Here is a 12,054-nt window from a genome sequence, read left to right on the forward strand (position 1 = left end):
TGCGGATAGCGGCCAGTCCGTCGGAAGGATGATCGAGCAACATCGTCGTCTCCAGGTTGAATGGATTCAGCAACCCTCAGTCTGGCCTCAGACCTGGTCGCTATCCACTCCCCATGGAATCTTCGCTTCGCTCGCAAGACGGCGGGTAGAGCGTCAAACCCGCACCGGCCCCAGCGCCTCGAAATGCCCGCGCTTCTGCAGGTACGCCAGCAGGATCAGGCTCGGGATCGCCACCAGCACGCAGATCACGAAGAACAGCGCCCAGCCCGTGGTATCGGCCACGAAGCCGGCGCCGGATGACAGATAGGTCCGTCCCACCGCCGCGAGCGCGGTGAGCAGCGCATATTGCGTCGCCGTGTGCAGCGGGTTCTGGCACAGCGCCGAAAGATAGGCGACGAAGATCACGGTGCCGATCGCGCTGGTGAAGTTCTCGGCGCAGATGGCGAGCGCCAGCGCCCATTGATTGGTGCCGACCACGGCGAGCCAGGAGAAGGACAAATTGGCGAGCGCCTGCACCACGCCGCCGATCCAGAGCGAGGTCGCCAGGGAGTAGCGGCGCGCGACGAAGCCGCCGGCAAAGCCGCCGATCAGCGTCGCAGCGAGCCCGACGCCCTTTACGATCGCCGCATAGTCGTTGCGCGAGAAGCCGAGGTCGATCACGAACGGCGCCGTCATCGTGCCCGAGAAGGCGTCGGTGAACTTGAACAGCACCACGAAGGCGAGCGCAGCGAGCGCATCCTTGCGCGAGAGGAATTCCGAGAAGGCGCCGATCGCCGCGTGCAGCACGCGCGCGAACGCAGTCTCGGCCTTGGTCGCGGCTTCGGCGCGCACCGATTGCTCGGGCTCGGTCGCGATCAGCGCCGTGATCGTCCCGATCAGCACCATTGCCGCCATCACCACATAGCCCCACATCCACGCCGAGGTGCGGGTGATGCCGGTGCCCTCGAAGCCGGAGACGATGAACAGCGCGCCCGCGGTCGACACCAGCATGCCGATGCGGTAGGCAGCGACGTATGATGCCATGCCGGCGGCCTGCTCGCTCTCGGGCAGGCTCTCGACGCGGAAGGCATCGACCACGATGTCCTGCGTCGACGATGTCGTCGCCACCAGCAGCGCGCCGAGCGCGACGTAGAACGGCGACCGTGCCGGATCGGTGATCGCCAGCAGCAGGATCGCGACGATCAGCAGCAACTGCGAGAATACAAGCCAGCCGCGCCGCCGCCCGAAGACGCGGGTGAACAATGGCACATGCATCGCGTCCACCAGCGGCGCCCACAGGAATTTCAGCGTATAGGGCGTGCCGACCAGCGCGAACAGCCCGATGGTCTTGAGATCGACCCCGGCCTCCCGCATCCACACCAGCAGCGTCGAGCCTGACAATGCCAGCGGCAGCCCCGAGGAGAAGCCGAGGAACAGCACGATCAGCACCCGCGGCTGCAGGTAAACGGCAAGGCTGTCGCGCCAGGAGATGGCGGGTGCGGAAGTCGCGGCAGGGGAAGTCGCGTCGGGTGCGGTCATGGGGTGGTGTTAGCAGATTCTGGGGACGGGTGTCGTTCCTGTCGCCACAAAGGAGCTGTCGTCGCCCTCTCGGTGTCATCGTCCGCGAAGGCAAACGATCCAGTAATCACCAGCGTCTCGGTTCAATCACAGCCGCCGCGGCGTACTGGATGCCCCGCCTTCGCGGGGCATGACAGTGTGCCCTAATCTCACTCCCCCGCCTGGAGCTTCCGCGGAAACAGTTCCGGCGCAGCCGTCGCGACCAGCCGCGGGCCCTCCGCCGCCGCATCGCTCTTGCTGAAATCGAGCTCCTCGATTCTCCCCGCGCGCTTTTCGATCTTGTCGGCGGAGATCAGCACCTGGCGGACGTCCTCGTTCACATCGGCAAAATGTTTTTGCAGCTTCAGCACGCGGTCGCGCAGGCGGCCCAGGTCGTCGCCGAGCTTGATTACCTCGGTGCGGATCTGGTCGGCGGCGTCGCGCATGCGCGCATCCTTCATGATCTGCTGCATCACCTGGATCGCGAGCATCAAGAGCGAGGGCGACACCAGCACGATTCGGGCGCGATAGGCCTTCTGGATCACGTCGTCGAAGCCGTCATGGATCTCGGCATAGACCGATTCCGACGGCACGAACATCAGCGCCATCTCCTGGGTCTCGCCGGTGACGAGATATTTTTCGGCGATATCGCTGACATGCTTCATCACGTCGGCGCGCAACCGTTGCGTAGCAACGCGCCGCTCTTCGTCGGTGCGGGCGTCGTGCAGCGCCGTCATCGCCTCCAGCGGAAACTTCGCGTCGATGCAGAGCGGGCGCTGGTCGGGCAGGAACACGACGCAGTCCGGGCGCTTGCCGGTCGAGAGCGTGAACTGGAACTCGTAGGAGCCCTTGGGGAGACCGTCCTGGACGATCGCCTCCATCCGCGCCTGGCCGAAGGCGCCGCGCGACTGCTTGTTGGCGAGCACGTCGCGCAGGGTGGTCACCTGGGTGGTGAGGTCGGTGAGGTTCTTATGCGCGCTGTCGATGATGCCGAGCCGCTCATGCAGCGCGCGCAGGCTCTCCATGGTGTTGCGGGTCGAATGTTCCATGGATTGGCCGACGCGGTGGGTGACCGAATCCAGCCGCTCGTTGACCGCGCGCGCCATCTCGGCCTGCCGGCCGGCCAGCGCCTGGGTCATGGCGTCGACCCGGCCCGAGGCTTCGCTCTGGGCGCGCAGCACCTCGCTGAGGCGCTCCTCGAGCTCGTCGGCCCGGATCGCGTGCGCCATCGCGAGTTCCGCGCCGCGCCGCCCCGAGCGCGCGATCACCACCGCAATCACAACCAGCAGGATGAGGACCAGGGCGCCGAAGCCGATCAGCGCATCGACGGTGCGCACCGGCCAGTCGCCGAGCATGACAATGATCTCGTTCATGCCAGCCCTTCTAGCCGATTCGCGGTCGGGCACGAACGAAGAGGGAACGTCGGCGGTTAACAACTCCCTACCTTTTATGGTCAACGAAACCTGAAGCTTTTGGTCAGCGGAGGGTTAACGGGGTTCCTGGCCGCATTGACCGCACCCGGCGCGCAGCTTAAATCGCCGCCATGGCCCTACGAGAAATCATCATCCTGCCCGACAAGCAGCTGCGCCTGGTCTCCAAGCCGATCGAGAAGGTCACGGCCGAGATCCGCAAGCTTGCCGACGACATGTTCGAGACCATGTACGACGCGCCCGGCATTGGCCTCGCTGCGATCCAGGTCGCGCAGCCTTTGCGTCTGATCACCATGGACCTCGCCAAGCGCGACGAGAGCGGCGAGACCAAGCACGAGCCGCGCGTCTTCATCAATCCCGAGATCCTCGCTTCCTCCGCGGAACTCTCCACTTACGAGGAGGGCTGCCTGTCGATCCCCGAATATTACGAGGAGGTCGAGCGCCCCGCGAAGGTGCGCGTGCGCTTCACCGATCTCGACGGCAAGGTGCATGAGGAGGACGCCGAAGGCCTCTACGCAACCTGCATCCAGCACGAGATCGACCATCTCAACGGCGTGCTGTTCGTCGACTATCTGTCGAAGCTGAAGCGCGACCGCGTCATGAAGAAGTTCGAGAAAGCCGCCAAACGCGCGGCGGAATAGGCCTCTCTCACGTCGTCATGGCCGGGCTTGACCCTGCCATCCACGCCTTGCTTGCTTTGTCGCCGAGACCGTGGATGCCCGGGACAAGCCCGGACATGACGGAGAACCAGAGCTCTCACCGAACGCAGCCACATGCCCCTCCGCCTCATCTTCATGGGCACGCCCGACTTCTCCGTGCCGACGCTGCTCGAACTCGTCGCGCATGGCCATGAGATCGCGGCGGTCTACACCCGCGCGCCGAAGCCGGGCGGGCGGCGCGGCCTGCAATTGCAGCCGACGCCGGTCGAGGAAGCTGCACGAAAGCTCGGCGTTCCCGTGCTGACGCCGAAAACGCTGAAGACGCCGGAGGCGCTGGAAGAGTTCCGCGCCTTCGATGCCGACGCGGCCGTCGTCGTCGCCTACGGCATGATCCTGCCGCAGGCGATCCTCGATGCGCCCGAGCTCGGTTGCTACAATCTGCATGCTTCGCTGCTGCCGCGCTGGCGCGGCGCCGCGCCCATCAACCGTGCGATCATGGCGGGTGATGCCGAGAGCGGTGTGATGGTGATGAAGATGGATGTCGGCCTCGACACCGGCGACGTCGCCATGGCCGAGCGCATCGCAATCACCGACAGTATGACCGCGCAGGACCTGCACGATCGCCTGTCCCGGTTGGGAGCCGACCTGATGGTGCGCGCGATGGCCGCGCTCGACCGCGGCGGCCTCCAGCTCAAGAAGCAGAGCAAGGACGGCGTCACCTATGCCGCCAAGATCGACAAGGCCGAGGCCCGGATCGATTGGACCAAGCCGGCGCGCGCGGTGCTTCGGCACATCCATGGCCTCTCGCCGTTCCCCGGCGCCTGGGCCGAGCTCGAGAATGCGCGCGTTAAAATCCTGCGCTGCGAATTGGCAAAGGGCTCCGGCGTCCCTGGCGAGGTGCTCGACGATCTCCTCACCGTCGCCTGCGGCGACGGCGCCATCCGCATCATCGAGCTGCAGCGCGAGGGCAAGGCGCGCATGCAGGCCGCGGAGTTCCTGCGCGGCGTGCCGGTCAAGCCGCCGATGCGGTTTTCTTGATGCCCCGCTACAAGCTCACCATCGAATATGACGGCGCGCCGTTCTTCGGCTGGCAGGTGCAGGAGACGCTGCCCTCGGTGCAGGGCGCGCTGCAGGCGGCCGTGAAGGCGATGACCGGCGCGGATTTGCGGGTGCATGGTGCCGGCCGCACCGATGCCGGCGTGCATGCCCGTGGCCAGGTCGCGCATGTCGACGTCGACAAGCAGTTTCCGCCGGGCCGTTTTCGCGACGGCCTCAATGCGCATCTGCGCCCGCATCCGATTGCGGTGCTCGAGGCCGAGATCGTGCCTGATACGTTCGAGGCGCGTTTTTCGGCCGTCAAGCGCCACTATCGCTACCGCATCATCAACACCCGCGCCAATCTCGCGCTCGACGTCGGCCACGCCTGGCGCGTGCCGCGCAAGCTCGATGCCGACGCGATGCATGCGGCGGCACAGCGCCTGCTCGGCAAGCACGATTTCACCACGTTCCGCGACACCGAGTGCCAGGCCAAATCGCCGGAGAAGACGCTCGACCAGCTCGACGTGATCCGCGACGGCCGCGAGATCACGGTCATCACCTCGGCGCGCTCGTTCCTGCACAGCCAGGTGCGCTCGATGGTGGGCTCGCTGGTCTGGGTCGGCGAAGGCCGCTGGACCGCCGACGATCTCTCCGCCGCACTCGCAGCCCGCAACCGCGCCGCCTGCGGCATCGTCGCCCCGCCCGAGGGGCTGTATCTGATGAAGGTGGACTATTAGGCGAGCGGCGCACAGGGCACGCTCTTGCCAAACCCTCGGTGTCATGCCCCGGCTTGACCGGGGCATCCAGTACGCCGCGGCCTCTCGGCTCAATCGCTGCCGTCTCTGGAATACTGGATCGCCCGGTCAAGCCGGGCGATGACGGCGGAATGTTCGGCGATATCGTGCCTCAAGCAAAATACCTCGCCAAAATCCCGCGATACACCTTCGTCAGCTTTTCCAGATCCGCCACCGGCACGCGCTCGTCGACCTGATGCATGGTCTGCCCGACCAGGCCGAACTCGATCACCGGGCAATAGCTGGAGATGAAGCGCGCATCCGACGTGCCGCCCGAGGTCGACAGCTCGGGCTTGCGACCGGTGACCTCCTCGATCGCGGACACCGCAAGATCGGTGAACGGCCCCGGCTTGGTCACGAACACATTGGAGTTCGAGGGCTCCCAGACGATGCGGGCCTTGATGCGGTTGCCGCAGGCTTTGGCGAGACGCGTCTCGACCAATTCGCGCAAGGACGCCTGGGTGTGGTTGTCGTTGTAGCGGATGTTGAATTTCGCGCGGGCCTCGCCCGGGATGACGTTGAAGGCCTTGTTGCCGACATCGACGGAGACGAATTCCAGATTGGAGGCCTGGAATTGCGCGCTGCCGTGGTCGAGCGGCTCGTCGGAGATCGCAACGATCAGCCGTGAGATATCCGGCACCGGATTGGAGGCGCGGTGCGGATAGGCGACATGGCCCTGCACGCCGTCGACGTAAAGTGTGCCCGATTGCGAGCCGCGCCGGCCGACCTTGATGGTGTCGCCGAGCGTCTCGACATTGGAGGGCTCGCCGAGCACGCAATGATCGAATTTTTCGCCGCGCTCGGCGACCCATTTGAGCAGCTTGATGGTGCCGTTGATGGAGACGTCTTCCTCATCGCCCGTGATCAGGAACGAGATCGAACCCTTGCCGTCGCTGCGCGGCTTGCCGCCATTGGCGGCGAGATGCTCCAGCGCTGCAGCGACCGAGCAGGCAATACCGCCCTTCATGTCGACCGCGCCGCGGCCGTGCAGGACGCCGTCCTTCACCTCGCCCGAGAACGCGCCGACACTCCAGGCGCTCTCGTCGCCCGGCGGCACCACGTCGGTGTGGCCGGCAAAGGTGATGTGCGGTCCTTCCGTGCCGATCCGCGCATAGAGATTGTCGACGTCGGCGGTGCCTTCCTCGCTGAAGGTCACGCGGTGGCAGGTGAAGCCGGCGGCGCCGAGGGCTTTTTCGAGCACCCCCAGCGCACCGGCATCGGCCGGTGTCACCGAGGGGCAGCGGATGAGGTCACGGGCAATGGAGAGAGCATCGGTCATGCGCCCCGCTTAACATGCATGCCGCCGGGTGGGCTAGCGCTGGGCGGGACAATTTCGATCTCGCGGCTCTGGTCCCAGCCCTCCGATCAATCCCGCAGCAGCTCGTTGATGCTCGTCTTCGACCGCGTCCGCTCGTCGACGCGCTTGACGATCACGGCGCAGGCGGTGCTCGGGCCGATCTGACCGTTCTTCATCGGCTTGCCGGGCAGCGCGCCGGGCACCACCACCGAATATTCGGGCACTTCGCCCATGAAGACCTCGCCGGTCTCGCGATCGACGATCTTGGTCGAGGCGCCCAGGAACACGCCCATCGCCAGCACCGCGCCCTTGCGCACGATCACGCCTTCGGCGACTTCGGAGCGCGCGCCGATGAAGCAGTCGTCCTCGATGATGACAGGTTCGGCCTGCAGCGGCTCGAGCACGCCGCCGATGCCGGCGCCGCCGGAGATGTGGACGCGCTTGCCGATCTGCGCGCAGGAGCCGACGGTGGCCCAGGTGTCGACCATCGTGCTCTCATCGACATAAGCGCCGAGATTGACGAAGGACGGCATCAAGACGACGTTCTTCGCGATGAAGGCCGAGCGGCGCACCACTGCCCCCGGCACCGCGCGAAATCCGGCATCGCGAAAACGGTTCTCGCCCCAGCCCTCGAACTTCGAGGGCACCTTGTCCCACCAGGTCGCCTTGCCCGGGCCGCCGGGAATGACGCCCATGTCGTTGAGGCGGAACGACAGCAGCACGGCCTTCTTCAGCCACTGATTGACCTTCCACTTGCCGTCAGCGCCGCGCTCGGCAACGCGCGCCTCGCCCTTGTCCAGGGTCTCCAGCGCCTGGTCCACGGCCTCGCGCACCTCGCCCTTGGTCGTGGTCGAGATGCCGTCACGCGCCTCGAAGGCGCTGTTGATGGTGGATTCGAGGGCTGCAAGGGACATCGGGATTTCCTCTGGGGACGCGGGAATTTTGACGAGATTGGAGCGCTTTTTCGGGATTTGGAAGGGTGGAGTCAAGCATACTCTCCCGTCATCCCGCACAAGCGCGCCCTCAGGCGCGCGCAGTAACCACAGGGAGCGCTTTTGGCGAAGACTCGGAAGTTGCGACCTCGCGCTGCGACCAAATCCCGTAGTCATGGGGCCCGGGTCTGCGCTTATGCTCGCTCGGGACGGCGGCGGCTATTGTGGTGACAGCCTGCCCAAAAACCCCGCCAGATCATCCGTGACGTGATCGACATGGGCCGCGTCCCGACCCTCCAGCTCCCAGTCCTCGCGCACCACTTCTTTCGTCCCGTCCGGCACCACCAGCACCGTGGTCATGCCGAGCTGGTGCGGGACGGTGAGGTTGCGGGCGAGGTCTTCGAACATGGCGGCGCGGGTCGGCTCGACCGCATGCTGGCTGAGGAATTTCTGGTAGGTCTGCGGCGCCGGTTTCGGTTCGAACTCGGCGGCGATGATGTCGAACACGCCGTCGAAATGTCTGGCGAAGCCAAGCCGCGCCAGCACCGCATCGACATGGTCGACCGAGCCATTGGTGAGGATAAGCTTCCGGCCCGGCAGCTTTGCGATGGCTGCGCCGAGAGCCGGGTTCGGCTCGAGCGGCGAGTGGTCGATCTTGTGGACGTAAGCGAGATAGTCGTCGGCGCGGACGCCATGCAGCGTCATCATGCCGCGCATCGTGGTGCCGAAGCGAAGGTAATAATCCTTCTGGATCTTGCGCGCTTGCTCCGGGCCGACGTTCAGCCAGTTGCAGACGAACTCCCCGATCCGCGCATCGACCTGCTGCCACAGATTGACGTGATGCGGATAGAGCGTGTTGTCGAGATCGAACACCCAGGTGTCGACATGCGCGAAGCTGCGGGGAGTTTTCATGACAACCATCTCGATCACGGCACCGCGAACCGCAGCGTCTTGCCGCCGCTCGACATGTCGACGGTGCCAAAGCCCGTCGGCGTAAAACCGCGCGCGCCGCAATCGGTCTGCTCGCTGGTCTCGAACTTGGTCTCGCGCGTGCAGAGCTGCCTGTCGCCGCCCCAGTTCAGCGGCCGGTCCTTGAGCTTGACGACGCGGTTGTCGGCATCGACCGCTTCCGCGAAGCTGAAGATCTGCTTCGGCTGACCGGTCACGTCGGGGTGCAGGCAGGTCTTGGGATCGATGCGATACCAGCCGCGGCTCGTCACGGACTTGCCGTCATCGGTCGCGATCGCCGCCATCACCTTGTGCGGCGTGTCGTTGCACCAGGTCAGCCCGGTCGCGGAGGGCGTCTGCACCGCATCGACCATGGTCTTGAAGAAGGTTTGTGAGCCCACGATGTCCGACGACAGGCCGCGGCTCTTCAGGAAGGCGGCGAGCGCGGCTTGCGTCTTCGGCCCGTCGACTCCGTCGATCGGCGCTGCGTCGTAGCCGGCGATCACCAGCAGTCGCTGGATGCCGGCGAGGCGCGCCTGCTCGTCGTCATATTCGGAATCCTCGGCGAGGTAGGCAACGAGGTTGCCGTCCGCGCCTTGCGTCGGCGTCACTTGCGTGAACGGGACTTGCGTCTGCCCGCTGCGGCACTGTCGTGCCGCGGCGATGACGAAATTGTCCTGCGCCACGCAGAGCATGTCGCTGCCGCTTTGCGGGATCGGGGAGGCGCCGTAGACGCCGAGCGCGCGGGCGTTGAGCAGGATGCGGTCGGCGGTCAGCGTGCCCTGCACCACCACGCGGCAGGCGGCGGGATCGATCCTGAACCAGCCGCGCGTCGCGGTCGCCGCCTTGTCGTCGATGCCGATCGCGGCTTCGACGACATAGGACATGCGGTTGCAGATTTTGAGATCGGCCAAAGCCGGCGCGGAGGAGAAGAGGAACGACACGACCGCGGCCGGCACCGTCATCATGAAGCGGGTGAGGGACGAGCGGTGGTGTTGTCTCTGCTCTCTCCGCTCGTCACGCCCGGGCTTGTCCCGGGCATCCACGTTGTTGACGCGGGACGAAAGATCGTGGATGGCCGGGACGAGCCCGGCCATGACGGCTTTCCTTTTCCGCTCCCGCATCACTTGTGGATCAGCGTGCCCGTGCCCTGGTTGGTGAAGAGCTCGAGCAGCACCGCGTGCTGCATCTTGCCGTCGATGATGACGACGCCCTGCACGCCCTGTTCGAGCGCGTAGATGCAGGTCTCGACCTTCGGGATCATGCCGCCCGAAATGGTGCCGTCGGCGATCAGCTTTCGCGCGTCCTTGATCGACAGCTCCGGAATGAGCTTCTTGGACTTGTCGAGCACACCAGGCACGTCGGTGAGCAGCAACAGGCGCTTGGCCTTCAGCGCGCCCGCGACCGCGCCGGCAAAGGTGTCGGCGTTGATGTTCAGCGTCTGGCCGTCGTGCGACGTCGCGAGCGGCGCCAGCACCGGGATCAGCTCGTAACCGATCAGCTGGTTGAGCAGCGTGAGGTCGACCTTCTCGGGGTCCCCGACGAAGCCGAGATCGACCGCCTTCTCGATATGCGAGTCCGGATCCATGATGGTGCGCGTCGTCTTCGACGCCTTCACCATGTTGCCGTCCTTGCCGCAGAGGCCGACGGCCTTGCCGCCGGCCTCGTTGATGTAGCCGACGAGCTGCTTGTTGATCGAGCCCGCCAGCACCATCTCGACGATCTCGATGGTCGCGGCATCGGTGATGCGCAGACCCGCGGCGAATTCCGAGACGATGCCGAGGCGCTTGAGCATGGTCGCGATCTGCGGCCCGCCGCCATGCACCACGACAGGATTGATCGCGGTCTGCTCGAGCAGCACGATGTCGCGGGCAAAGTTCTTCGCAGTCTCCTCATCGCCCATGGCATGGCCGCCATATTTGATGACGATGGTTTCCTCGTCATACTGCTGCATGTGCGGCAGCGCTTCGGACAGGATGCGGGCCTGGTCGAGCGGGGAGATGTCGGTCATATCGCGGTCTCGCTGGCGGGTCGGTCGGTGCGCGTTCTATCCGATTGGCGGGGGCAGCGCAAAGCGATGTTCTTCCCCTCTCCCCTCGTGGGTCTCCTCGTGGGAGAGGGTGCCTTGCGAAGCGAGGCGGGTGAGGGGCCTCTCTCCGCGAGCACTCCTGTGGAGAGACACCCCTCATCCGGCGCTTCGCGCCACCTTCTCCCACAAGGGGAGAAGGAAGAAAGCATCACTTGCTAGGCACCAGCGCCGCCAATGTCACCGTCAGCCAGCTCAAGATCATCACCGTTCCCCCGGTCGGCGCCGCGTACGGAAACAGCGAGTGTCCGGCATATTGCCGCAAGGTGAGATCGCCCGCGAACAGCGCGGCCCCGATCACGAAGCCGAACGCCGCCACGAGTCCAATTCCGCCGTGCAGAAGGCCGCGCGCGAGCAAGGCGACGGTCGCGAGTATGGCCGTTGCATGAAACAGCAGCATGGCGCTCGCCGAGGCAAGCCGGCCGGCATCGGCGCCATGAGCGGAGGCGGCGGCCAGCGCAACGCCGGCGGCGCCCGTCAAACCGGCAAGCCCAAGCAACAGGCGGTGCGCGAGCATCACGGGGCCCGCTCTTCCAACAGCTTCGCCATCGCGGCGCGCAAGCTCTCCATGCCGGTCGAGCTGCGTGACGAGGTCGCGAGCACGGTCGGGAACGCGGCCGGGTGTTTGGCCAGCGCGGCCTCGGTCTCGGCGATGCGCGTTTGAAGCTCGGCGGCTTTCACCTGGTCGGCCTTGGTCAGCACGATCTGGTAGCTGACGGCGGAGCGATCGAGCGTCTTGAGGACTTCGAGATCGACGTCCTTGAGGCCGTGCCGTGCGTCGATCAGCACGTAGACGCGCGCCAGCGACGCGCGTCCCAGCAGGAATTTGTGGATCAGCTCGGTCCAGGACGCGACCTGGCTCTTGGGCGCCTTGGCGTAGCCGTAGCCGGGCATGTCGACGAGCCGCAGGTCGGTCTTGCCGGGGACCTCGAAGAAGATCAGCTCCTGGGTGCGGCCCGGCGTATGCGAGGTGCGCGCGAGGTTGTTGCGGCCGGTGAGCGCGTTGATCAGGCTGGACTTGCCGACATTGGAGCGGCCGGCAAAGGCGATCTCCAGCCCCGCCATCGGCGGCAGCGTTTCGATCGAGGGCGAGGCCCAGATGAACTGCCAGTCGCGGGCGAATAGTTTTCGCCCGGCTTCGATCAGTCGCTCATCGGTCTTGTCGTTCATCCGCTCGGTCTACCCTCTCGTCGTGGCCGGGCAAAAGCGCGAAGCGCGTCTTCCCGTTCAGATGTCCCGGCCATCCACGTCTGGCTGTCGAGCACCCTCCTAAACGTGGATGCCCGGGACAAGCCCGGGCACGACGACGTGGAGGCATTTGCGCCCGCAATGAC

The 12,054-nt window shown here is 65.7% G+C and carries 12 protein-coding genes and 1 pseudogene; 3 read left to right on the forward strand and 10 right to left on the reverse strand.

The genetic code is table 11. The annotated features are described in order from the left end of the window. Window positions 1–153: 153 nt before the first annotated feature. Together EAV90_RS20875 and EAV90_RS20880 are read right to left on the reverse strand one after the other, a co-directional pair. Window positions 154–1,518, reverse strand: a complete 1,365-nt coding sequence (locus tag EAV90_RS20875; protein WP_129144546.1) for an AmpG family muropeptide MFS transporter — start codon at window positions 1,516–1,518, stop codon at window positions 154–156. A 188-nt stretch (window positions 1,519–1,706) separates the two neighbouring features. After that, a complete protein-coding gene (locus EAV90_RS20880; protein WP_122406010.1) occupies window positions 1,707–2,909 on the reverse strand; it encodes a DNA recombination protein RmuC in 1,203 nt (400 codons plus the stop codon). A gap of 170 nt (window positions 2,910–3,079) precedes the next feature. Between EAV90_RS20880 and def the strand changes: the two genes are divergently transcribed. From def to truA, 3 genes are all read left to right on the forward strand, one after another. Then, entirely contained in the window at window positions 3,080–3,607 is a 528-nt protein-coding gene (gene def / locus EAV90_RS20885; protein ID WP_122406009.1) for a peptide deformylase, read from the forward strand. Window positions 3,608–3,739: 132 nt separating this feature from the next. Next, complete coding sequence (gene fmt, locus EAV90_RS20895) at window positions 3,740–4,663, forward strand: methionyl-tRNA formyltransferase (RefSeq protein WP_129144548.1); 924 nt, start codon at window positions 3,740–3,742, stop codon at window positions 4,661–4,663. Beyond that, the gene (truA, locus tag EAV90_RS20900; protein ID WP_122406007.1) at window positions 4,663–5,400 is read left to right on the forward strand and encodes a tRNA pseudouridine(38-40) synthase TruA; all 738 of its coding nucleotides are present in this window, start codon (window positions 4,663–4,665) and stop codon (window positions 5,398–5,400) included. The genes fmt and truA overlap by 1 nt, the downstream gene beginning before the upstream one ends. 169 nt (window positions 5,401–5,569) lie before the next feature. Here truA and dapE read toward each other — a convergent pair whose 3' ends face one another. The 8 genes and pseudogenes from dapE to yihA form a co-directional block, all read right to left on the reverse strand. Next, a complete protein-coding gene (gene dapE / locus EAV90_RS20905) occupies window positions 5,570–6,736 on the reverse strand; it encodes a succinyl-diaminopimelate desuccinylase (protein ID WP_129144549.1) in 1,167 nt (388 codons plus the stop codon). Further along, a pseudogene (locus EAV90_RS40680) lies at window positions 6,733–6,822 on the reverse strand (DUF805 domain-containing protein); the annotation flags it as partial. The pseudogene EAV90_RS40680 and the gene dapE, both read right to left, overlap by 4 nt. Continuing rightward, entirely contained in the window at window positions 6,823–7,668 is an 846-nt protein-coding gene (gene dapD / locus EAV90_RS20915) for a 2,3,4,5-tetrahydropyridine-2,6-dicarboxylate N-succinyltransferase (protein WP_129144550.1), read from the reverse strand. Between the two features lie 237 nt (window positions 7,669–7,905). Continuing rightward, entirely contained in the window at window positions 7,906–8,598 is a 693-nt protein-coding gene (locus EAV90_RS20920; protein ID WP_129144551.1) for a pyrimidine 5'-nucleotidase, read from the reverse strand. A gap of 14 nt (window positions 8,599–8,612) precedes the next feature. Beyond that, a complete protein-coding gene (locus EAV90_RS20925) occupies window positions 8,613–9,599 on the reverse strand; it encodes a DUF1036 domain-containing protein (RefSeq protein ID WP_122406975.1) in 987 nt (328 codons plus the stop codon). Between the two features lie 158 nt (window positions 9,600–9,757). Then, entirely contained in the window at window positions 9,758–10,645 is an 888-nt protein-coding gene (gene argB / locus EAV90_RS20935) for an acetylglutamate kinase (RefSeq protein ID WP_122406003.1), read from the reverse strand. A gap of 226 nt (window positions 10,646–10,871) precedes the next feature. Next, the gene (locus EAV90_RS20940; protein WP_162500660.1) at window positions 10,872–11,237 is read right to left on the reverse strand and encodes a DUF423 domain-containing protein; all 366 of its coding nucleotides are present in this window, start codon (window positions 11,235–11,237) and stop codon (window positions 10,872–10,874) included. After that, window positions 11,237–11,890, reverse strand: coding sequence for a ribosome biogenesis GTP-binding protein YihA/YsxC (yihA, locus tag EAV90_RS20945; RefSeq protein ID WP_122406001.1), 654 nt, complete (start codon window positions 11,888–11,890; stop codon window positions 11,237–11,239). Before yihA ends, EAV90_RS20940 begins: the two co-directional genes overlap by 1 nt. Window positions 11,891–12,054: the final 164 nt, after the last annotated feature.

Origin of the sequence: Bradyrhizobium vignae, assembly GCF_004114425.1 — a bacterium.
In the GTDB taxonomy this organism is placed as follows: Bacteria; Pseudomonadota; Alphaproteobacteria; order Rhizobiales; family Xanthobacteraceae; genus Bradyrhizobium; species Bradyrhizobium vignae.

Excerpts from the sequence above, each read along its gene's own strand:
- EAV90_RS20875 (WP_129144546.1), bottom strand. The coding sequence starts at position 1,518 with ATGACCGCACCCGACGCGACTTCCCCTGCCGCGACTTCCGCACCCGCC.
- EAV90_RS20880 (WP_122406010.1), bottom strand. The coding sequence starts at position 2,909 with ATGAACGAGATCATTGTCATGCTCGGCGACTGGCCGGTGCGCACCGTC.
- def (WP_122406009.1), top strand. The coding sequence starts at position 3,080 with ATGGCCCTACGAGAAATCATCATCCTGCCCGACAAGCAGCTGCGCCTG.
- fmt (WP_129144548.1), top strand. The coding sequence starts at position 3,740 with ATGCCCCTCCGCCTCATCTTCATGGGCACGCCCGACTTCTCCGTGCCG.
- truA (WP_122406007.1), top strand. The coding sequence starts at position 4,663 with ATGCCCCGCTACAAGCTCACCATCGAATATGACGGCGCGCCGTTCTTC.
- dapE (WP_129144549.1), bottom strand. The coding sequence starts at position 6,736 with ATGACCGATGCTCTCTCCATTGCCCGTGACCTCATCCGCTGCCCCTCG.
- dapD (WP_129144550.1), bottom strand. The coding sequence starts at position 7,668 with ATGTCCCTTGCAGCCCTCGAATCCACCATCAACAGCGCCTTCGAGGCG.
- EAV90_RS20920 (WP_129144551.1), bottom strand. The coding sequence starts at position 8,598 with ATGAAAACTCCCCGCAGCTTCGCGCATGTCGACACCTGGGTGTTCGAT.
- EAV90_RS20925 (WP_122406975.1), bottom strand. The coding sequence starts at position 9,599 with ATGACGGTGCCGGCCGCGGTCGTGTCGTTCCTCTTCTCCTCCGCGCCG.
- argB (WP_122406003.1), bottom strand. The coding sequence starts at position 10,645 with ATGACCGACATCTCCCCGCTCGACCAGGCCCGCATCCTGTCCGAAGCG.
- EAV90_RS20940 (WP_162500660.1), bottom strand. The coding sequence starts at position 11,237 with ATGCTCGCGCACCGCCTGTTGCTTGGGCTTGCCGGTTTGACGGGCGCC.
- yihA (WP_122406001.1), bottom strand. The coding sequence starts at position 11,890 with ATGAACGACAAGACCGATGAGCGACTGATCGAAGCCGGGCGAAAACTA.